19 protein-coding genes are annotated in these 19,888 nt (G+C 66.9%); 4 read left to right on the top strand and 15 right to left on the bottom strand.

Features of this window, described 5'->3' with window-relative positions:
• Positions 1-50: 50 nt before the first annotated feature.
• From L5014_RS09965 to L5014_RS09945, 5 genes are all read right to left on the bottom strand, one after another.
• Positions 51-1,136, bottom strand: coding sequence for an ABC transporter permease (locus L5014_RS09965; RefSeq protein ID WP_238463456.1), 1,086 nt, complete (start codon positions 1,134-1,136; stop codon positions 51-53).
• Positions 1,133-2,983: a sugar ABC transporter ATP-binding protein gene (locus L5014_RS09960; protein WP_238463455.1), complete on the bottom strand. Its 1,851-nt coding sequence runs from the start codon at positions 2,981-2,983 to the stop codon at positions 1,133-1,135. Before L5014_RS09960 ends, L5014_RS09965 begins: the two co-directional genes overlap by 4 nt.
• A 173-nt stretch (positions 2,984-3,156) precedes the next feature.
• The gene (locus L5014_RS09955; RefSeq protein WP_238463454.1) at positions 3,157-4,146 is read right to left on the bottom strand and encodes a sugar ABC transporter substrate-binding protein; all 990 of its coding nucleotides are present in this window, start codon (positions 4,144-4,146) and stop codon (positions 3,157-3,159) included.
• Between the two features lie 169 nt (positions 4,147-4,315).
• Positions 4,316-5,293 carry a magnesium/cobalt transporter CorA gene (corA, locus tag L5014_RS09950; RefSeq protein ID WP_238463453.1) on the bottom strand — a complete coding sequence of 326 codons (978 nt, stop codon included), beginning with the start codon at positions 5,291-5,293 and terminating at the stop codon, positions 4,316-4,318.
• A 220-nt stretch (positions 5,294-5,513) separates the two neighbouring features.
• The gene (locus L5014_RS09945) at positions 5,514-5,906 is read right to left on the bottom strand and encodes a hypothetical protein (protein ID WP_238463452.1); all 393 of its coding nucleotides are present in this window, start codon (positions 5,904-5,906) and stop codon (positions 5,514-5,516) included.
• 424 nt (positions 5,907-6,330) lie between these two features.
• On the opposite strand from L5014_RS09945, the gene L5014_RS09940 reads away from it, so the two are divergent.
• The gene (locus L5014_RS09940) at positions 6,331-6,921 is read left to right on the top strand and encodes a P-loop nucleotide/nucleoside kinase family protein (RefSeq protein ID WP_238463451.1); all 591 of its coding nucleotides are present in this window, start codon (positions 6,331-6,333) and stop codon (positions 6,919-6,921) included.
• An 86-nt stretch (positions 6,922-7,007) separates the two neighbouring features.
• On the opposite strand, the gene L5014_RS09935 is transcribed toward L5014_RS09940, so the two are convergent.
• Together L5014_RS09935 and L5014_RS09930 are read right to left on the bottom strand one after the other, a co-directional pair.
• A complete protein-coding gene (locus L5014_RS09935; protein WP_238463450.1) occupies positions 7,008-8,111 on the bottom strand; it encodes a saccharopine dehydrogenase family protein in 1,104 nt (367 codons plus the stop codon).
• 181 nt (positions 8,112-8,292) lie between these two features.
• On the bottom strand, positions 8,293-8,757 hold the full coding sequence (locus L5014_RS09930) for an Lrp/AsnC family transcriptional regulator (protein ID WP_035532630.1): 465 nt from the start codon (positions 8,755-8,757) through the stop codon (positions 8,293-8,295).
• Positions 8,758-9,124: 367 nt separating this feature from the next.
• On the opposite strand from L5014_RS09930, the gene L5014_RS09925 reads away from it, so the two are divergent.
• The gene (locus tag L5014_RS09925; protein WP_238463449.1) at positions 9,125-9,673 is read left to right on the top strand and encodes a Spy/CpxP family protein refolding chaperone; all 549 of its coding nucleotides are present in this window, start codon (positions 9,125-9,127) and stop codon (positions 9,671-9,673) included.
• 315 nt (positions 9,674-9,988) lie between these two features.
• Positions 9,989-10,423, top strand: a complete 435-nt coding sequence (locus L5014_RS09920) for a PGDYG domain-containing protein (protein ID WP_213295632.1) — start codon at positions 9,989-9,991, stop codon at positions 10,421-10,423.
• A gap of 45 nt (positions 10,424-10,468) precedes the next feature.
• Here the strand turns inward: L5014_RS09920 and L5014_RS09915 are convergent, their stop codons facing one another.
• From L5014_RS09915 to L5014_RS09880, 8 genes are all read right to left on the bottom strand, one after another.
• Positions 10,469-10,834, bottom strand: a complete 366-nt coding sequence (locus tag L5014_RS09915; protein ID WP_238463448.1) for a DUF3022 domain-containing protein — start codon at positions 10,832-10,834, stop codon at positions 10,469-10,471.
• A 70-nt stretch (positions 10,835-10,904) separates the two neighbouring features.
• Entirely contained in the window at positions 10,905-11,741 is an 837-nt protein-coding gene (locus tag L5014_RS09910; RefSeq protein ID WP_238463447.1) for a YhfC family intramembrane metalloprotease, read from the bottom strand.
• Positions 11,742-11,828: 87 nt separating this feature from the next.
• Positions 11,829-13,010, bottom strand: coding sequence for a LacI family DNA-binding transcriptional regulator (locus L5014_RS09905; protein WP_238463446.1), 1,182 nt, complete (start codon positions 13,008-13,010; stop codon positions 11,829-11,831).
• Positions 13,007-13,972, bottom strand: coding sequence for a 2-hydroxyacid dehydrogenase (locus L5014_RS09900; RefSeq protein WP_238463445.1), 966 nt, complete (start codon positions 13,970-13,972; stop codon positions 13,007-13,009). Before L5014_RS09900 ends, L5014_RS09905 begins: the two co-directional genes overlap by 4 nt.
• Positions 13,973-14,092: 120 nt before the next feature.
• Positions 14,093-15,376, bottom strand: coding sequence for an MFS transporter (locus tag L5014_RS09895; RefSeq protein ID WP_238463444.1), 1,284 nt, complete (start codon positions 15,374-15,376; stop codon positions 14,093-14,095).
• 78 nt (positions 15,377-15,454) lie between these two features.
• Positions 15,455-16,456: a sugar kinase gene (locus tag L5014_RS09890; RefSeq protein ID WP_238463443.1), complete on the bottom strand. Its 1,002-nt coding sequence runs from the start codon at positions 16,454-16,456 to the stop codon at positions 15,455-15,457.
• A 130-nt stretch (positions 16,457-16,586) separates the two neighbouring features.
• Positions 16,587-17,384 carry a TIM barrel protein gene (locus L5014_RS09885; RefSeq protein WP_238463442.1) on the bottom strand — a complete coding sequence of 266 codons (798 nt, stop codon included), beginning with the start codon at positions 17,382-17,384 and terminating at the stop codon, positions 16,587-16,589.
• Positions 17,385-17,563: 179 nt separating this feature from the next.
• The gene (locus L5014_RS09880) at positions 17,564-18,571 is read right to left on the bottom strand and encodes a LysR family transcriptional regulator (protein WP_238463441.1); all 1,008 of its coding nucleotides are present in this window, start codon (positions 18,569-18,571) and stop codon (positions 17,564-17,566) included.
• A 116-nt stretch (positions 18,572-18,687) separates the two neighbouring features.
• Here L5014_RS09880 and L5014_RS09875 point away from each other — a divergent pair, with 116 nt between their 5' ends.
• On the top strand, positions 18,688-19,764 hold the full coding sequence (locus L5014_RS09875) for a YeiH family protein (protein WP_238463440.1): 1,077 nt from the start codon (positions 18,688-18,690) through the stop codon (positions 19,762-19,764).
• Positions 19,765-19,888: the final 124 nt, after the last annotated feature.

Here is a 19,888-nt window from a genome sequence, read left to right as displayed (position 1 = left end):
AGTGGGTTCACCGGCCGCGCTCTCGTTATATTCTTGTCACCCTTCGTACTTCATCTGCTGCCGCTGCGGCGGCTTCGATACGTATCGAGCACCACCGCGACCACGATCACCGCGCCGGTGATGATGCGCTTGGTCGGCTCGTTCGCGCCGATCTGCGCGAGCCCCGCTGCGAGCACGGAGATGATCAGCACGCCGAAGAACGTGCTGATGACCGAGCCGCGGCCGCCCATCAGGCTCGTGCCGCCGATCACCACGGCGGCGATCACCTGCAGCTCGAGGCCGACGCCCGCATTGGGATCGGCGGCTTCGAGCCGCGAAATCTGAAACAGCGCCGCAAGCCCCGAGAGTGCCCCCATCAGCGCGAACACGACGATTTTGTACGGGCGCGGATCGACACCCGCGAGACGCACCGCTTCCTCGTTGGTGCCGATGCCGATCAGATAGCGGCCGAACACCGTGCGCGTGAGCACCAGTTGCGCGATCACCATGACCGCGACGGCGATCAGGAACGCGGGCGAGATGCCGAACGCGATCGGGTTCGAGAGGAAGTCGAACGCATCGCCGATATAGGCCGTGCGCGAATTCGTCATCTGATACGCAAGGCCGCGCGCGGCCTCCAGCACGCCGAGCGAGACGATGAAAGACGGAATGCGCCAGCCCACCGTGACCGCGCCCGTGAGCGTGCCCGTGGCCGCCGCGGCCAGCAACCCGAGCAGCGCGGCGGGCAGCGCGGAGAGCCCCCACTTGAGCGCAGCCACGCTCACCACCGACGCCCCGAGCGCCAGCACCGAACCCACCGAGAGGTCGATGCCCGCGATGATCAGCACGAACGTCATGCCCACCGACATCACCACGAGGTCGGGAATCTGGTTCGCGATGGTGCTAAACGTATCGTAAGTCAGGAAGTGCGAACTCAGCAGCGAGAACAGCACGATCATCGCGACCAGCGCGAGCGCGAGACCCAGATAGTTCGAAAAGCCAAAGCGCGTGCCAACTGGCTTGGCGCTCGCGGTTGCCGCCGCGGCGGCATGCGCGTCGTGGCCTGGCGGCGCGGGCTGCGGCGATCTCGGCGAATGTGCCGAATGTGCCGATTCCGTCGATCGATCTGGTTGTTCGCGCAACGGTCCGTTCGTCATGAAGCGCTCCCTCCTCGCCCGTCGGGCGGCGGCGATTGAACACGGCCCTCGGGTCGATCCGCGGGCATGGCCGCTTGCAGGTCAGGCAGGTCGGCGACATCGGCGAGCACCGCGTCTTCGGCGCGATAACCCGCGAAAGCCGCGCCGAGCAATGCATCCTGGGTCCACTCGCCGCGCGCGTAGATCGCCGTCATTTTTCCCGCCGACATAACACCGATGCGGTCGCAGATCAGCATCAGCTCGCGCAAATCGCTCGACACCACGACGAGCGCGCAGCCATCGCGCGCCAGTGCGCCCATCAGCGCGTAGATGTCGAATTTCGCGCCCACGTCGATGCCGCGCGTGGGTTCGTCGAACAACAGCACACGCACGCCCTTTTCCGCCCCGCCCGTTGTTGTCCGTTTCGCGTCCCGATCGGTTGTCCGATTCGTTGTCCGATTCGTTGTCCGATTCGTTGTCCGATTCGCGTCCCGGTCGCCGGCGACGCGCCGCGCGAGCCAGCGGCCGATCACCACCTTCTGCTGGTTGCCGCCCGAGAGTTCGCCCACGCTCTGGCCGGGGCCGGACGTGCGAATGCGCAGTGCATCGATTTGCGCGCCGGCGAGCGCGTTCTCGCGCGCGGCGTCCACCACGCCGAAGCGCGCCACGGCGCCCACATTGCCGAGCGACACGTTCGCGGCCACCGGTTGCGGCAGCAACAAACCTTCGCCCTTGCGGTCCTCGGTGATGAGCGCGATGCCATGGCGCACCGCGTCCACCGGGGAGTCGATGCGCACCGGCACAGGCGGAACACCCGGCGCGCTCGCGAGCGCCACCGTGCCGCGATCCTTCGCGTCGGCGCCGTAGATGAGCCGCATGAGCTCGGTGCGCCCCGCGCCTATCAGCCCCGATACGCCGAAGATCTCTCCCGCGCGCACCTCGAACGACACGTCGCGCACGACGTTGGCGCGGCCGATGCCGTCCACCTTGAGCAGCGTCGCGCCGATGCGCCGCTCGCCCAGCTCGATGCGCTCACCGAGCTCGCGCCCCACCATCAGCGCGACGATGCGCTCGGGCGTGAGGTTGGCCATGGCATCCACGCGCACGAGCCGGCCGTCGCGCAGCACCGCCACGCGCTGCGCAATGCGCTCCAGCTCCTCGAGCCGGTGCGAGATGTAGACGAGCGCCACGCCGCGCGCCTTGAGCCGGGCGATCTGCTCGAACAGCAGCTCGACCTCGCGCCCCGTGAGCATCGCGGTAGGCTCGTCGAGAATCAGCACACGCAGCGGTGCGGCGCCCTGCGCCTCGTCGCCGATCAGGTTGCGCGCGATCTCCACCAGTTGCTGGTGGCCGATGCCGAGTTCGCCCACGGGCGTCTCGGGAGCAATCGCCTCGAGCCCGACTTGCGCCATCGCCGCGCGCGCGTCTTCGTGCAAACGCGTGCGATCGATCCAGCCCGCCCAGCCGAGCGGCCCCGAACGGCCCGAACGCCCCAAACGCCCGAAGCGGCGCGGCAGGCGGTTCAGAAACAGGTTTTCGGCAACCGAAAGCGTGGGTAGCAGGTTGAGCTCCTGCATCACCATGCGCACGCCGAGCGCTTCCGCCTCCTTGCGGCTCGCCGGCGCATAGGGTTGCCCCATGAGCGTCATGGTGCCGGTGGTGGGCGCCGTGAGCCCGCCCACGATCTTCGAGAGCGTGCTCTTGCCCGCGCCGTTCTCGCCCGTGAGCGCAAGCACCTCCCCCGCGTGCAGCGCGAGGCTGACGTCGGCGAGCACCGGCTGCTCGTAGGTCTTGCCGGCGCCCGTCACCGTCAGCACCGCGTCTCGCGCGGATTCGGGTGACTGTGCGTCGGGGGCAATTGCTTCCATCACGATCCTGTTATCGCGAGCCGCGCCGCCCGGGTCCAGCAGGGGTAGCGCAGGATTGCGGAGCGGGCGGCAGCCGTTCAGGCCGCGCGTTCAAGCGACACGGCCACGGCGGCCGCTCGCTTGCGCGGCCATCACGGTACGAATAACGGCGGCGTGGCGGTTTTCTTGAGCGCTTACTTCGCGGAGTCCTTCGTCACGAGCACGACCGGTGTCTCGACCACGCCCGAGAGCTCCGACTGCTTCTTGTGTTCCTTGAGCGCCTTGAGCGCCGTGTCGATGCCGAACACCGCCTGCTTCGCGGCGTACTGGTCGGCGGTGGCGAGCACGCGGCCGTCCTTGAGCATCGGCTTGATGGCGTCGATGTTGTCGTAGCCCACCACGTAGACCTTGCCCTGCTTGCCGGCGGCCCGCACGGCGGACACGGCGCCGATCGCCATGTTGTCGTTGCCGCACAGGAGCGCCTTCATGTCGGGATATTCGTTGAGCATGGCCGAGGCGACCGCATTGCCCTTGTCGATTTCCCATTCGCCCGACTGCACGGAAACGATTTTCGCGCCCACCGTCTGCATCGCATCCTTGAAGCCCGCCGTGCGCTGCTGGGCGTTGGTGGTGGTCGAGACGCCTTCCACGATGCCCACCTGGTCGCCCGCCTTGAGCTTCTTCGCGAGATCGTCGCCGACGAGGCGCGCGCCCTTGCGGTTGTCGGGGCCGACGAACGGCACGTTCAGGTCCTTGGACTTGAGCACGTCGGGGTCGAGCCGGTTGTCGATGTTCACGACGACGATGCCCGCGTCCACGGCCTTCTTCACGACCGGCACGAGCGCCTTGGAGTCGGCGGGCGCGAGCACGATGGCGTCCACCTTCGAGACGATCATCTGCTCGACGATCTGGATCTGCGCGGCCGTGTCGGTCTCGTTCTTGATGCCGTTGGTCACGAGGTCGAACGCGGACGCGTTGTGCTTCTGGTAGTCCTTCGCGCCGGTCTCCATGGTGAGGAAGAACTCGTTGGCGAGCGACTTCATGACGAGCGCGACTTTTGGCTTGTGGCCGGCCGCCGTCTGGGCGTGAGCGGCAAGCGGCATGGCGGCCGCGAGCGTGACGGTGGCTACGGTGGCAAATGCGGCTGCGGCGCCAAGAACGCGCCGGCGAATGCGGGAGTTCATCGTTTGTGTCTCCGGTTGTCGGGCCCGGCCGGGCCGTATTTCTGGTTATGCGCAAACGTTTTTTCAGGCGCCCCATTCTCGGCGCGCGAAGTCGGCAATGTCAATCACGCGCGCGCCGTGCGCCACGCTGCGGTGCAGCAGAGCAGCAGCGCGGCGCCGAGCACCGCTCTCAGAGCCACCCGCCGCGGCGAAACAGGACGTACAGCACGATGTCGATGATCGCCATCATGGCGAGGCAAACCTGGTAACCATACTTGAAATGCAGTTCGGGGATGTTCGCGAAGTTCATCCCGTAGATACCCGCAATCATGGTCGGCACCGCGAAGAGCGCGGCGAACGAGCCGAGCCGCTTGGTCACTTCGTTTTCGGCGAGCGAGATCATGCCGAGATTCACCTGGATCGCGGTGACGATCATGTCGCGGCGCGCGTCGACCGCGTTGGACAGGCGCACGAGATGGTCGTAGACGTCGCGATAGTACGCCTGCATGCCCGTGCAGATCTGCGGGATGCGCCCGCCCACGAGCTTGCCCACGGCGTCGACGAGCGGCGTGACGTGGTGCTGCACGATCACGAGGCGGCGCTTGAGCGAATAGAGATCCTCGATGATGGCGCGCGACTGGGCGAGCGAGTGCTTCTCGAAGATGCGGTCTTCCAGATCCTCGATCTCGCCGGAAAGCTTCTCCAGCACCGGCGCGTAACGGTCGACCACGCTGTCCATGAGCGCGTAGAGCACGAAACCGGCGCCTTCCTTGAGCAGCTCCGGCTCGCGCTCGCAGCGTGCGCGCACGTCCCGGAAACCCTGCTGCGCGCGGTGGCGCACCGAAAGCACGAAATTCGGCCCCGCGAACACGTTCACCTGGCCGGTGACGATTTCGCCCTCGTCGTCGATCTCGATCGTATGGAACACCGCGAAAAGCGTGCTGCCGTACTCCTCGATCTTGGGCCGCTGGTTGCCGTTCATCACGTCTTCGATGGCGAGCGCGTGCAGGCCGAACTCCTCCTTCATCGAGTCCATCTCGCCCGCGTCGGGGTCTTTGAGCGCGACCCAGACGAAGCACCCGGGCTTCTGAAGATAATCGCTGATTGCCTCGATGCCGATATCGGCCAGTTTTTTGCCGCTCTGGTACGCGGCGCAATTGATGAGCATGTGTCCTGTGCGTCCCGGCGGCGCCGGTGGGGAAAATGGGCGCGCCGCCTGTCCTGAAGTTGATCGATGCTCCAAGTTTAAGCGTTGCGCCGGCCTGGGCGCCGCAACGCGTGCCGGGTACCCCGCCCGCGCGCAAACGCAAAGTGGCGCCGGGCTGGGCTAGACGGCGCTCTGCCCGGCGCGGGGACGTGAACCCGGCGCGAGCGCCTCGCGGACAGCGCTACTGCACGACCCGTCGAATGCCGATGCGATGATCCTTGTCGAAGGTTACGCTCGCCCGGTTCGTATAGCGCGGATCGACGAGGAAACGCAATTCGATGACCGGATCGAACTGCGTGGTCACGCCGATGCGGTGGACGCCGGGCAACAGGTAGAACGTGACGTGCTCGCCGTCCATGAGGTCGGTGACGGGCTCGCCGTCGATATAGACGGGAGCGTCGCGGAACTTGACGATGAGATTGCTCGTGCGCTCGCGCCGCACGTCCACGGCAACGAGGCCCTCGCCCGGCTGCGTATAGCCCGGCTTGCCGATGCGCTCGGCGGGCACCGGCTTGAACGGCATCGGCGGCGCGCGTTCCTCGGCACAGCCGCCCAGCGCCAGCGGTAGCGCCAAGGCTGCCGCCGCCATGAGCGCTGCCGCAAGTGGCACTAGCGGGGCCACCCGCGCGGCGCGCCGCGAACCCAAGCTCACTCCGAACACGCGCGATGCCATGGGCGCTATCCCCTCGTCGGTTTTTGGGTGCGGTTTGGTGCGGTTTTGGGTGTGTTCGTGGCGCGCGCCGCGCATCGATTCCCACCGCTGGCGCCACCGCTCCCCGTGAGCGCCCATGATATACGCCCGCGGCGCCCTGCCCGCGCGCGCCGCCGCACACATTGCGCAGCAAGGCCGGGCGGTAAATCGATGCCGTATCGATGGTATAAGCTTCGGAAATCGCGTCACACACGAGGAGAATGCAGGCGATGGGGTACGTCACGTGGATATTCGGCATCGGCCGCGCGCAGCCCACACCATCCACCAGAGTCCAGGGCCGCCGTTCGTGACGCGGCTGATTTTCTTCTGCGGCCACGCCGGCACCGGCAAGACCTCGCTCGCCAAACGCCTGATCGGCCCGCTTGCGCGGGCAACGGGCGAGCCGTTTTGCCTGCTCGACAAGGACACGCTCTACGGACGCACCGGCGCCGCGACGCTCGCCGCGCTCGGTCAGGATCCGCACGACCGAGACAGCCCGCTATTTCTGCGTCATCTGCGGGACCCCGAATATCAGGGCATGCTCGACACCGCGCGAGAGAATCTCGCGCTTGGCGTGAGCGTGATTGCGGTCGGGCCGCTTTCGGGGGAGGTGCGCGAGCGGCGCCTGCTCGATCGCGCGTGGCTGGGCGTGGCGGCGGACGTGGGACTCGCCGCCGTCTGGGTACGCACCGACGAAGAAACGGCACGCCAGCGCATCGTGGCGCGCGCCCACCCCGACGATGCCTACAAGCTCGCGCACTGGAAAACGTATCGCAAGCGGCGCTTCGAGCCGGCGGGCGCGCAGCTCGACGACCTCATCGTGTTCGACACGACCGCGCCCGCGCCTGCCGACTACGACGCATTGCTGCAACGCATCGTGACGGCATCCGCGGCCTGATCGAGGTTCGATCCAACGTTCGATCCAACGCTCAATCAGGCCGCGGCGCCCTGCTTTCGTCTTTCCGCGCAGATACCGCCGCTGCTTTATGCGTGCGCCGGCGCAAGTGCCTCGAGCGCCCCGCCCTCGTACACCTGGCCGAAGCGGTTCGCGAGGAACTGCTCTAGCGACACCTGCTCCTGGCGCACGAAGCCCTTTTGCGGGAGCTTCTTCTCGCGGAACAGGTCGAGCACCGCGCACATCGCGCCTGCCGTGGTGATCTCGATCGCGCTCATCGGCACGCCGCAGACCGTCTTCGCGAAGATCTTGCGCGTGAACACTTCCTGCACGAGCTGGCCGTTACGCATGCCGGTCACGGTGATGAAGATCAGCACGACGTCCTGCTCCGTAGACGGAATCGCGCGGCGCATGATCGACTTGAGCGTGTCGCGGTCGCCCGAGAGGCGCAGGTCTTCGAGCAGGAACTGCATGAGCGCGCGGTGCCCCGGATAGCGCACCGACTTGTAGTCGAGCGACTCGACGCGATCGGACAGCGTTTCGCACAGCGTGCCGAGGCCACCCGAGGTGTTGAATGCCTCGTACTCCACGCCGTCGAGCGAAAAGTGCTCGTGGCCTTCGAGCGGCTGCACCCACTGCTTGCGGCCTTCGTGGATCGCCTCGCACGGCTGGCAGTACTCGTTGATGAGGCCGTCCACGCTCCAGGTGAGGTTGTACTTGAGCGCGTTGGTGGGGAACTGCGGCAGCGCGCCCACGCGCATTTTCACTTCGCGGATCTCGCTGAAGCGGCTCGCCAGCGCATGGGCCGCCAGGCCGATGAAGCCCGGCGCGAGACCGCATTGCGGCATGAATACGTGATCGGAGCCTTCAGCGAGCGCACGAATCGCGTGCGTTGCGCGCACGTCTTCGGTCAGGTCGAAGTAATGAACGCCCGCGCCCTTCGCCGCCGACGCGACGTTCACCGCGAGGTAATAAGGCAGCGCGTTGATGAGCACGTCGAAGCCCTCGAGTGCACCGCGCAGCGCAGCGGCGTCGCCGGAATCGACACGCATGGTGGGAATGCCCTGCGCCGCGAGCTTTTCGAGCGCCTGGGCATCGCGGTCGAGCGCAGTGACTTCGTAGTCCCCGGTTTCGCGCAGCATGTGTGCAATGGTGTGGCCAATCAGGCCGGCGCCTGCAATCGCGACTTTCATTTTGTATCTCCTGAGTTTTCTGTGGTTCGGGGCCATGCTGTGCCCGGATGCACATAGTCTAAGGAGGTGCCAAATCAGATCCTAGACGCAAAATGATGCGCTTTGACATGGAATTTCGTCATTTCGACGACGGTTTTCGTCATAACGACGAAAGCTCGCAAAAACGATGTCAACGACGCCTTCAACCCATCACCGTGCCGCGGTCGATCTTGCGTGCGAGCACGATCGACGTGGTGGTGCGCTCGACGCCCTGCATGCCGCCGATCTGGTCGAGCAGATCGTTGAGGCGATCGGGCGAATCCGCGCGCAGCCATGCCACATAGTCGTACTCGCCGCTCACGGCGCAGAGCAGTTGCACTTCGGGCATCTTGCTCAAGCGCCTTTGCACGTCGGGGCCATTGCGCGGCGCGATGATGAGCCCGACCCACGCCTGCAGGCTCGCGTCGAGCACGTCCTGGCCGAGGCGCACCCCGTAGCCGGCGATAACCTGGGAGCGTTCGAGCCGCGCGATGCGGGCAAGCACCGTGGTGCGCGCAACGCCTAGCTGGCGCGCGAGATTCGCCACGCTCTCGCGGGCGTTCTCCTGCAGCAGCGCAACGAGGCTGCGATCGAGGTCGTCGAGTTGGTCGAGGCGCGGCGGTCTCATCGTGGGGCGGTCTCCTGGGGTGTCGATGATTGAATGGTCGAATGCCATGATTCAAGGTCGAGCCATTATCGCGCGCGGCCAACACTACAGCGAGCGGCGGACGAATACGCGAGGAATACGCAAGTGCTCGCGCACGCGCCATGCATCGCGCGTATTGCTGCTTCCTATTGCGGCTTCTTATTGCGTTTTCGTATTGCGGCTTATTTCCGGGCGTTTCCTGTGCGTTTCGTTTGTAAGCAGTTGTCGCATCGCGGCCGCATTTACGAGATAACGTGGTACTAATACCGCCGGTAACCGACCGGTTTCACATTTATTCGCTACCTACTCGCTACGTAACCTCCAAGAATTGAAGTTCCAAGGAGCAACAATGAAGAAAGCTTTCGTGATCCTTGCTGCAACGCTCTCGATGAGCGGCGCCTTTGCACAGACCGCCGCGTCGTCCGCCACGGCCGCACCCGCGGCTGCCGCGGCGGCGTCGAATGCCGAAGCACGCGCCGCGCAGCATCAGCAGCGTGTGGAGGAGCGCATCACCTACCTGCACTCGGCGCTGAAGATCACGGCCGACCAGGAGCCGCAATGGAAGACGTTTGCCGAGGTCATGCGCAACAACGGCGAGACCATGTCGGGCCTCTACAAGCAGCGCGTCGAAGGCGAAGCGCAGCGTAACGCGCTCGACGACATGAAGCAGTATGCGCAGATCGCGCAGACGCACGCCGACGACATGCAGAAGCTCGTCACGGCCTTCGAGCCGCTCTACAACAGCTTCTCGCCGGAACAGAAGAAGGTTGCCGACGCCACCTTCCGCCATGGCCAGCACGAAGGCCATGCGAAGCACAAGGGCAAGCCGCGCGCGAAGGCGCCGGCCGCGGAAGCGGCAAGCGGTGCGCAAGCAGCCAGCACGCCGGCTGCCCAGTAAGCCGGCACAGTCGGACAGCGTGCATTCAGATGGCACGCATTCGAGTCGTATTCACGCAGCGCGCGAACGGGCCATGCAGCCGGCCGGTTCGCGCGCTGCGCCGTTCGTGGTACGCTCGCGGACCTCATGACGGCCGGGCATGTTTGCCCGGCCGTCGCGCTTTAATCGGCCCGTAACAAACCCATAACAGACCAGTAACAGGCCCGTATATCCGGTCTGGATTTCCGGCTATTCTCCGTATCGACGCCGCATGAAGCGGGCCCCGCCCGCGCCCCATCGGCGACACTTCTTCGCAACAGGTCCGCTGCCACCACCATGATCGAACTGACCCAACTCGACCTCGCCGCCGATCCCGCCGCGCAACGCGTGGTCAAGGACGAAACCGTCACCGTCGAATTCGCCGCTGCGCCGGGCGAGTTGATGAGCCTCGAAGGCCCGAACCGCTACGCGCCGGGAGACGCGATCATCACCGGTGCGACGGGCGAGCGCTGGGTCGTCTCGCGCGAGCGCTTCGATCCGAAGTATCGGCCGGCCGATGCCGCGCTCGCGCACGGTGCGCCCGGCGCCTATCGCAACCTGCCGACCGTGGTGCTGGCCAAACGCATGGACGAGCCGTTCACGATCGTGCGCTCGGCTGGCGGCGACCGCCTCACCGGCGCGGCCGGCGACTGGGTCATGCAATATGCGCCCGGCGACTACGGCGTGGTGAAGGCCGAGCGCTACGCGAAGGTGTACCGGCTCGCCGATTGAATTGCGCGCCTGGCGCATGCCCGGTCGTGAGCCTTGTCGCGTGCTTCAGGCGAATTCCTCGTCGAGATCGAGCGTGACGTCGCGCGGTGTCTCCTCGCCCTTCGCATGCTGTTCTTCGAGCGAGCCGATGGTGGCTTCCACATACGCGCGCAGTACGGCGAAGCTGCGTGCGCGCAAGCGCGCCGGCAACGCCCGATAGCGCGCCAGCGCCGCCGGCGCGATGGCCACCGTGAGCGTCATGCGGCGCGCGGCGGCACCCATGCGCATCGCCACCCAATGCACGACGAGCAGCGGTGCGCCGGTTTCGGCGGGCCGCTCGCTAAAGCGCGTTTGCTCGGGGAACAGATCGGCGATCACGCGCGCAAGCTCCTCGAAATCGGGACTCGCGCATTCAAACAGATAATCTTCCATCGCTGGCAAAGAGGAATTGATAAGACGTTGCTCGCGCAACTAAATAATGAACAGGGACAAGCGCGCCGCGTCAGGCCGGGCGCGGCGCACGCCTCGTTCGCGCGCATGTTCTGAAGAGCACGACGGCCACCGCAAGCGCCACGACCGCGTAGAGCGCATCCACGGCGAGGAGCGGCACGAGACGCGCCTGGAACATCGCGGCGGGCACCTCGATCAGCGCATGCAGCACGATCGCGATCGGCAGGATCGATTTGCGCCCTGCCCGCACGCCGCGCCACATCAGCACCGAGAGTCCGATCTGGAACACCAGCGCGGCCACGCGCTCGAGCGCGAACACGCCCGCCACTGTCGGCGAAAGCGTGGCGAGAATCAGATGCATGCGCAGCACGGCATCCATCGGTAGATTGCTCAGATGCTCGTCGAGCGCGCCACGGTTCGAGAGCACCGCGAAGAAAATCCACTGCAACTGCACGAGCACGCCGACGAACCACGCTTGCGCGCCGCCGTGGCCAATGCCGTAAGCGAGCCCCGTGCTGTCGGCCGGCCTGTCGTGCAAACGCGGCGAACCGGACGGACCGGGCTGGCGCTCCGCGCGCCGAGCGATCAGGCGCATCGCGATGTAGCGCCCCACTTCTTCGCATATGCCAGCCGCTAGCGCGCCGTAGAGCACGAACGCGAGCGGATCGGCGAGCAGTTGCGCCGTGACCGGATTGCCATGCAGCACGTAGCCGTTGAGCGCACGCTCGATCAGCGTCGCAAACAGGGCGAAGATGGCCACACCGGCGATGGTGTCGCGCCAGTCGAAGGCGAACGGGCCGCGCAGCCGGCGATAGAGCGAGATGGGCAGGACGGCAACGAAGAGCGTCGCGAGCGAAATGCAGACCAGCGTGACTGGTTCGACGTGCATGGGGTTCCTTGTGACGTCCGGCGCGCGAGGCGTGCGCCGCAGCCCGAATCATCGCAGATATCGAGGCGCTCGCGGAGCCCGGCGGTGCTAGCCGGGCGTCGAGGCGCGCACGACCAGCTCGCCCGGAAACTCCGCCGCGCGTGCAGCCAGCGCCATGCCCTCGATGCGCTCGTGCAGGAACTCCACCGCGCGGTAGCCGATCTCGTGCGTGGGCTGGCGGATCGTGGTGATGCCGGCCAACTCGGCCCATTCGGGATCGTCGATGGCGATCAGTGCCGCGTGCTGCTGCCATTGCACGCCGAACTTCGCTTTCAGATGCAGTGCAAGCCGCAGAGCGACCGGCGCATTCGCCGCGAACAGCGCGCAACGTGCGTCGCGGCGCGCGGCATCGGCGATATGCGCATCGAGTGCAGCGAGCGCTGCCTCGACGCTCGCGTCCTCGCGCAGATCGAGTACCTGCGTGGTCGCGCGAACGCTCCGCGCGTGAGGCGCGAGCGTCCGGGCCGACGCATCCGCCGGGCCACCGATCGACTCACCGATCGACTCACGAAAAGCCGCTTCACGCTCGCGCCGGGAGCTCACACGCTCGAACGGCTGCACGACGAACACGAGGTCGTCGTAGCCGTGCGCGAGCAGATGCTGGACGCCCAGGCGCGCGGCGGCCGCGTTGTCGAGCCCGACCATGTCGGCGTCGAGACCGTCCACGGTGCGGTCGACCAGCACGGCGGGAATGCCGCCGCTGCCGATTGGCTTGAGCATCGACTCGGGCACGCCGAGCGCGTTGACGATCACGCCTTCCACGCGATACGTCGTGAGCAGTTGCAGATAGCGCCGCTCCATGTCGATTTCGTTCGCCGCGTGGCAAATCAGCGGCATGTAGCCGAGCGCGTGGCACGCGGCCTCCACACCCTGGAGCACTTCGACGGAATAGGGATTCGCGAGGTCGGCGAGCAGCAGGCCGAGCAGCCGGTTGCGCCCGCGCTTGAGCCCGCGCGCCATCTGGTTGGGCCGATAGTCGAGCCGCTCGATGGCGGCTTCGATGCGCGCACGCAGATCCGGCGAGAGCGCCGCAAGCTCGCCGTTCAGATAGCGCGAGATGCTGGTTTTGCCGGTGCCCGCCTCGCGGGCGACGTCGCTGATGGTCGCGCGGCGCGGCGGCGCGAATGCGGTAGCGCCCTCGCTGCCGCCGCTGCCCTTGCTGCCCGCGCCATCGCTCCCCGGCGCGGCCAGCGCGACCGGGGTTTTCGGGCGGGCGCTGCCCGTGCTCATCGCGCGAGCACCTCGCGATTGACGATGTTGCGATCGAGCGTGCCGGCCAGCGCCGCCACGAGGTTCTCGGCGGCGCAGCGCGCCATGGCGTGACGCGTCTCGTGCGTGGCCGAGCCGATATGCGGCAGCGCCACGACATTCGGCATGCGCAGAAGCGGCGACGCCGGATCGATCGGCTCCTTCTCGAACACGTCGAGCCCCGCGCCGTGGATCGTGCCTGCTTCGAGCGCGGCGATCAGCGCCTTCTCGTCGACGATCGCACCGCGCGAGGCGTTGATGAGAATCGCGCCTTTCTTCATTTTCCGGAACTGCTCGGCGCCGAGCATATGGCGCGTCGCGTCGGTGAGCGGCACCTGCAGACAGACGAAATCGGCGGTGGCAAGCAGTTCGTCGAGCTCGACGCGGCGCGCGCCGTAGTCGCGCTCGGCCACGTCGTTCGCGCTGCGGTTCGTGTAGAGCACCTTCATGTTGAAGCCGAGCGCCGCGCGCCGCGCGACCGCGCCGCCGATGCGCCCGAGCCCGACGATGCCGAGCGTCTTGCCCTGCACGTCCACGCCGAATTGCGCGGGGCCGATGCTCGCCTTCCAGTGGCCCGCCTTGACCCAGTCGGCCAGCTCGACCACGCGGCGCGCACTCGCGAGGATCAGCGAAAACACGGTGTCGGCCGTGGATTCGGTCAGCACGTCGGGCGTGTGCGCGAGCACGATGCCACGCTTCGTGAGATCGGGCACGTCGAACTGGTCGTAACCCACCGAGATGGTCGAGAGCGCCTTGATGCGCGAGCCGTCGAGCAGCGCCGGCGCGATCTTGACGCTCGCGCCGATCGCGCCGTCGGCCTCCTTGAGCGCGGCAGCGAACGCCTGCGAGTCGCTTGCGTCGACGAACGTCACGTCGAGATGCTCGCGCAGGTACTCGGTCACGTCCGCGGGCAAGGTCTTGTAGGCAACGATTTTCTGCTTCATGAGTGCGCTATTTCCGTCTGCAATGTTCCGTGAATCATTTCCTGCGCGTATTGCGTTTACTGGGCGCGCATCGCCTGCCGCGCCACTTTCCAGGTCATTTCCCCAGGGCACTTCCCCGGGTCACTTCCCATGCGCCGGCGTGGCATAGGCTCGGACTTCGTCGCGGCGCGGCTTCACCGCGAGCGTGAGGATCACCGAGGCCACCAGCGCCGCGCTCATGAACGCATACGATGCCGAGGGCGAGCCCGTCGCGCCGTTCAGATAGCCGACCACATAGGAGCCGACGAACGAGCCCAGTGCGCCCATGCTGTTGATGAGCGCCATCGCGCCGCCCGCGACGTTCTTCGGCAGCAACTCGGGCACGATCGCAAAGAACGGGCCATACGGTGCGTACATCGCGGCGCCCGCCACGACCAGCAGCGCATACGAGGCCCAGAAGTGGGTCGTGCCGAGCGCATACGAAGCCGCGAACGCGAGCGCGCCGATCAGCAGGAACGGCCAGACGAACGCGCGACGGTTATCGAGCTTGTCTGAGGCCCACGAAGCGGCAAGCATCACAATGGTAGCAGCCAGGTACGGCAGTGCCGAGAGCCAGCCCGTTGCGACCATGCCGAGCGCCGAGCCGTTCTTCACGATCGACGGCAGCCACAGCACGAAGCCGTACACGCCGATGCTCCAGCAAAAGTACTGCGCCGAGAGCAGCATCACGGCCGGCGTGCGGAACGCTTCGGCGTAGTTCTTCACCGGCTTGATGCCGGCCTGCTCGGCACGCAGCGCGGCGTCGAGCGCGCGCTTTTCGTCGTTCGAGAGCCAGTTCACCTGGGCCGGCTTGTCGCGCACGAGCAGCCACCAGCACGCGGCCCACGCCACGGCGGGCACGCCCTCGGCGATGAACATGTGACGCCAGCCGAACGCATGCACGAGATAGCCCGAGACGATCGACATCCACAGCACCGTGACCGGATTGCCGAGAATCAGGAAGGTGTTGGCGCGCGAGCGCTCGCCCTTCGTGAACCAGTTGCTGATGTAAATCAGCATCGCGGGCATCACGGCGGCTTCGACGACGCCGAGCACGAAGCGGATCGCCATCAGCGAGGGAATGTTCGTGACGACGCCCGTGAGCGCGGCGCAGCCGCCCCACAGCACGAGGCTCGCGAACACGAGCTTGCGCACGCTGCGGCGTTCGGCATAAACCGCGCCCGGCAACTGGAAGAAAAAGTAGCCGAGGAAGAACAGCGCGCCGATCAGCGACGACAGCCCGGGGCTGATGCCCAGATCGCGATTGATGCCGGCCGCCGAGGCGAAGCCGTAGTTTGCGCGATCGAGATAGGCCAGGCTGTACGTGATAAACACGATGGGCATGATTGCCCACCAGCGGCGCGGCGGGAGTGAGGTTGAGGTCATCGATGTCTCCTGTCTCATGGCGCTTTGCTCTGTTCTGGGCAAAGCTGTTGGAATGACGTGTGAGGCTCCGTGCTCCGCTTATGCGACGGCGCGGGGCTGCGAAGTGTGCTGTGGGGTGTCCTTTGGTGCGACCTGTGCTTCGAGCGCGTCGAGCTGCGCGCGCGTGGGCAGCCCTTCGGAGTCGCCGGCCACTTGCACGGCGAGCGCGCCGATGCGGTTGCCGCGCGCCACGGCGTCGCGCAGCGTGTGCCCTTCGAGCAGCGCGCTCACCACGCCCACTGCGAAGCCGTCGCCCGCGCCCACCGTGTCGACGACATTCGCCACCGGCTGCGCCTTCACGTGGCCGCATTCGCCTTCGCTGGTCGCAAAGTACGCGCCTTGCGCACCGAGCTTGACGATCACGCCGCGCGCGCCGCGCTCCAGATAGAAGCGCGCGATCGTTGCGGGATCGTCGGAGCCGGTGAGAATGCGGCCTTCTTGTGCGCCGGGCAGCACCCAGTCGGCGAAACGCGCAAGCTCGTTGAGCGTCTCAACCATCTCGGCCTCGGAGCCCCACAGCGTCGGGCGCAGATTCGGATCGAAGCTGATCGTGCGGCCCGCCGCGCGCATCTCGCGGGCGAGCGTGAAAGCCAGCTCGCGCGAGCTCGCCGAGATCGCGGGCGCCACGCCGCTCAGGTGCAGGTGCCGGGCGCCGAGCACGTAGTCGCGCCGGAAGTCGTCAGCCGACAGATGGCTCGCCGCCGAGCCGCGACGGAAATATTCGACGGTGGGATCGCTGCCGTCGTCGTTCTTCGACTTGAGCTGGAAGCCCGTGGGATAGCGCGCATCGGTTTGCACGCACTGCGCATCGATGCCCTCTTGTGCGAGCACGCCGCGCACGAACTGGCCGAACGAATCGGCGCCCACGCGGCTCATCCAGCCCACCCTGAAGCCGAGGCGCGCGAGGCCCGTCGCCACGTTGAGCTCGGCGCCGGCGGCGCGCTTCGTGAAGCGCGCGACATCGGAGAGCGGGCCGGTTTCGCCGGCCACGAACATCGCCATGGCCTCGCCGTAGGTGATGACATCGAGTGAGTGCGTCATGGGGTGCATTCCTGAAAAATCGTATCCGGGTGGCGCGGGCGTTGGCCTCTGCGCAAGGGGGTTGCGGCGTGCGCCCGAGCGGCTAGAAAGGGCTCACAAAATGGTCACGTCGGTCACTGTCACGTTCGCTTCATGCGGCGCCGAGCCACGCCACGTAGCGCGCAGCGTCCTCGTTCACGCACGCCGCATCGAACGGAAACTCGATGCCGCGCGGCACGTCCGCAGGCAGGTGCGCGAGCGCGGCACGGCACAGCGCATCGTCGGCGGCGGGCGCGCAGGCGAAGCGGCGCGCGCCCGCGCCCTCGACGGCCTTGCAATGGATGTAATCGACGTAGGGCGCCAGCGCGGCGGCAGCCGTCAGCGGCGCTTCGCCGGCCCATTGCCAGTTGCCGATGTCGAAGGTCATGCCGATCAGCTTGTCCTGCCCTGCGGCGCTCAGCGCGCCAAAGAGACCGACGAACTGGGCGAGGCTGCCGCCCTGTACGAGCTGGCCGTTTTCGACGACCACGCGCGGAGCCTGTGACGCCTCGCCGGCTTGTGCGCCCGCGACACCGAGCGCGTCGAGCACCTCAGCGAGCCGCGCGACCTGCGCGTCGCCAGCAAAACCGCCCAGTTGCAGCTTGACGAAGCGCGCGCCAAGCGCCCGGCCGCAGGCGATGGCGTCGCGCAGCGCGGCTTCGTCGAGCGTGCCGTCTTCGCCATACAGCGTGTCGGGCGTCGACCACACGGGCCACAGGCCCTCGCGGGCCAGCGCGGCGCCGAGCGCGCGCAGCGCTTCGGGCCGGGCATCGGCATCGTCCATCAGTTCGCGCCGCACCTCGAACGCGCCCGCGCCCGCCTCTTTCGTCGCGCCGAACCATGCCGCGTGCCCATCGCGACGGATCGCTCCGGCACCAAACGCACTTGCCACTATCGCTACTTCCGCCATCGTTTTCTTCCTGTTGCCTGCCCTGTTCCTGCTGCGCCGAATCCGTGGAACAACACTTTTGGAACCGGTTCCAAATCAGTGCCGAAAAAAAGCGCCTGGGCGCTTCGGTTGATGGGCGGATAGTGCGCCGAGACTGCGTGCGGCGCCATCATGGAAATCCCCTAAAGGCCGCAGCGAACTCACGGCGGGAACCGCGTGCCGCTTGTACCCCCACTCCCGCCGCCATTGAGTCCGACGGACCCCGCGTCCGGCGCGTCGAGCAGACACAGCTCGAGAAAGCGCTGGGTGACCCGCGAAGCCGCGCCCGCGTGCGGTACGATGATCGAAAAACGCCGCACCAGCGGCTCCGGCCGGATGCGGACCTGCTGGAGTGCGTCGTCCTCGTGGCGCATCGACATGGCCGAAACGAAGCCGATGCCCATGCCGGCCCGCACCGCTTCCTTGACGCCCTCCACACCGGCGATCTCAAGCGCAACGCGCATCGGCACGGCGGCGCGCGCGAATGCGCGCTCCACTACCTGGCGCACGCCCGAGCCGTCCTCGCGCAGCACGAGCGGCAGCCCTGCAAAGACGCTCAGCTCGCTGCTCAGCGGTCCCGCGTTGGCGTGTTTGGGTCCGCCGCGCCCCTTCTTCTCCCCCGCGCTCGCAGCCTGAGCGGCCAGCGCGTGGCCACGCGGCGCGATCGCCACGATCTCGTCCTCGTGCCACGGGTGCACGGCGCAATCGGCGGGCAACTGCTCTCCCACCGGCCCCTCGATCAGTGCGATATCGAGCTCGCCAAGCATGGCGACCATGTCGGTCGTATTGCCGCTCGCCGTTTCGAGCTTCACCTCCGGATAGCGCCGATGAAACGCCGCCACGAGATACGGCAGGCGGTAGCTCGCGGGCGTCGTGCTCGCGCCGATGCGCAACGTGCCGCGCTCGAGCCCGCGCAGCGCGTCGCGAAACGCCAGCGCATCGCGCCAGGTGTCGCGCAGGCGCGCGGCGTAGGCCGCGAGCTGCTCGCCGGTGGGCGTGAGACGCACGCCGCGCCCGTCGCGCAGATAAAGCGGCTCGCCAAATTCCTCCTGCAACAGCCGCAATTGCCCTGATACGGCAGGCTGCGACAAATGCAACGCGAGCGCCGCTCGGCTGATGTTCAGGTGCTCTGCAACGGCGGCGAAGGTTATCAGTTGTTCCGGGGTCATCGCATCAAACTATCGGGTTGACCTATATTTTACGTCGCAAATGACGATTTTTCATATCCTTATATCTAATTTAGGATTGGCACATTCGTCAGACAGACAGATTTGCTGCCACAACCATGTCCACACCGTCGACTTCCCTGGCCTCTGCATCGTCCGCCGCGCGCGGCCAGCTTTATGGCCAACTGAATGGCGTGCTGTTCGTCGCGCTCTTCGCCGCCGCCGTCACGCGCATCGCGGCCCTGCCCGCCATTGCCGGTCTCGGCCTGAGCCCGCTGATTGTCGGCATCGTCGGCGGGGCGATCTACGGCAACGCGCTGCGCCATGGCATGCCCGAAAGCTGGGCCGCCGGCGTCAATTTTTCGGCGCGCAAGCTGCTGCGCATCGCGGTGGCGTTCTTTGGGCTGCGCGTGAGCCTCCAGGAGATCGCCCAGGTGGGTCTGCCGGGCCTCGTGGAGTCGGCGGTGATCGTCGTGAGCACGCTTGCGATCGGCACCTGGGCCGGCATGAAGCTCATGAAGCTCGACCGCGACACGGCCATTCTCACCGCGGCTGGCAGCGCGATCTGCGGCGCTGCCGCCGTGCTCGCCTTCGAATCCACGCTGCAATCGAAGCCGCACAAGAGCGCCATGGCGGTGGGCAGCGTGGTGCTGTTCGGTACGCTCTCGATGTTCCTCTACCCGTTGCTCTATCGCGCCGGCTGGCTGCATCTCGACACGGTGGGCGCCGGGCTCTTCTTCGGCGGCACGATCCACGAGGTCGCGCAGGTCGTGGGCGCGGCGAGCAACGTGAGCCCCGAAGCGACGCATATCGCCACCATCGTGAAGATGACTCGCGTGATGCTGCTCGTGCCGGTGCTGCTCGCGCTCGGCGTGTGGCTGAACCGCTCGGCGCGCGGCGCCAGCGCGGGGCAGCAAGGCGCGCGCAAGCTCGCCGTACCCTGGTTCGCACTCGGCTTTCTCGCGCTCGTCGTGGTGAACTCGCTGCACGTGCTGCCCGATTCGACCACCCAGACGCTCAACCTGCTCGACACCTTCGCGCTCACCATGGCGATGACGGCGCTCGGCATCGAGACGCGCGTCTCGCAGATCCGCCAGGCCGGCCCGCGCGCCCTGACCACCGGCTTGATCGTCTATGTCTGGCTGATCGGCGGAGGCCTTGCGATCACCTGGGCGGTGGAGCGATTCTTCGGATGACCTGGCACTGCCGGACTTGCCGCAGCGACTGCCGCACGGTCTACCAAAGGGACTACCAGAGGGACGACCACACGGCTTTCCCTCAGTTGAGAGACCGCGCCCCGGCTTTGCCGGCCGCTTGCCC

This window comes from Paraburkholderia tagetis (genome assembly GCF_022213065.1).
GTDB classification, from domain to species: domain Bacteria; phylum Pseudomonadota; class Gammaproteobacteria; order Burkholderiales; family Burkholderiaceae; genus Paraburkholderia; species Paraburkholderia tagetis.
Note: the sequence above shows the minus strand (reverse complement) of the source record. Positions and strands in the feature narration are given on the sequence as shown.

Excerpts from the sequence above, each read along its gene's own strand:
- L5014_RS09965 (WP_238463456.1), bottom strand. The coding sequence starts at position 1,136 with ATGACGAACGGACCGTTGCGCGAACAACCAGATCGATCGACGGAATCG.
- L5014_RS09960 (WP_238463455.1), bottom strand. The coding sequence starts at position 2,983 with ATGGAAGCAATTGCCCCCGACGCACAGTCACCCGAATCCGCGCGAGAC.
- L5014_RS09955 (WP_238463454.1), bottom strand. The coding sequence starts at position 4,146 with ATGAACTCCCGCATTCGCCGGCGCGTTCTTGGCGCCGCAGCCGCATTT.
- corA (WP_238463453.1), bottom strand. The coding sequence starts at position 5,293 with ATGCTCATCAATTGCGCCGCGTACCAGAGCGGCAAAAAACTGGCCGAT.
- L5014_RS09935 (WP_238463450.1), bottom strand. The coding sequence starts at position 8,111 with ATGAAAGTCGCGATTGCAGGCGCCGGCCTGATTGGCCACACCATTGCA.
- L5014_RS09930 (WP_035532630.1), bottom strand. The coding sequence starts at position 8,757 with ATGAGACCGCCGCGCCTCGACCAACTCGACGACCTCGATCGCAGCCTC.
- L5014_RS09925 (WP_238463449.1), top strand. The coding sequence starts at position 9,125 with ATGAAGAAAGCTTTCGTGATCCTTGCTGCAACGCTCTCGATGAGCGGC.
- L5014_RS09920 (WP_213295632.1), top strand. The coding sequence starts at position 9,989 with ATGATCGAACTGACCCAACTCGACCTCGCCGCCGATCCCGCCGCGCAA.
- L5014_RS09915 (WP_238463448.1), bottom strand. The coding sequence starts at position 10,834 with ATGGAAGATTATCTGTTTGAATGCGCGAGTCCCGATTTCGAGGAGCTT.
- L5014_RS09910 (WP_238463447.1), bottom strand. The coding sequence starts at position 11,741 with ATGCACGTCGAACCAGTCACGCTGGTCTGCATTTCGCTCGCGACGCTC.
- L5014_RS09905 (WP_238463446.1), bottom strand. The coding sequence starts at position 13,010 with ATGAGCACGGGCAGCGCCCGCCCGAAAACCCCGGTCGCGCTGGCCGCG.
- L5014_RS09900 (WP_238463445.1), bottom strand. The coding sequence starts at position 13,972 with ATGAAGCAGAAAATCGTTGCCTACAAGACCTTGCCCGCGGACGTGACC.
- L5014_RS09895 (WP_238463444.1), bottom strand. The coding sequence starts at position 15,376 with ATGACCTCAACCTCACTCCCGCCGCGCCGCTGGTGGGCAATCATGCCC.
- L5014_RS09890 (WP_238463443.1), bottom strand. The coding sequence starts at position 16,456 with ATGACGCACTCACTCGATGTCATCACCTACGGCGAGGCCATGGCGATG.
- L5014_RS09885 (WP_238463442.1), bottom strand. The coding sequence starts at position 17,384 with ATGGCGGAAGTAGCGATAGTGGCAAGTGCGTTTGGTGCCGGAGCGATC.
- L5014_RS09880 (WP_238463441.1), bottom strand. The coding sequence starts at position 18,571 with ATGACCCCGGAACAACTGATAACCTTCGCCGCCGTTGCAGAGCACCTG.
- L5014_RS09875 (WP_238463440.1), top strand. The coding sequence starts at position 18,688 with ATGTCCACACCGTCGACTTCCCTGGCCTCTGCATCGTCCGCCGCGCGC.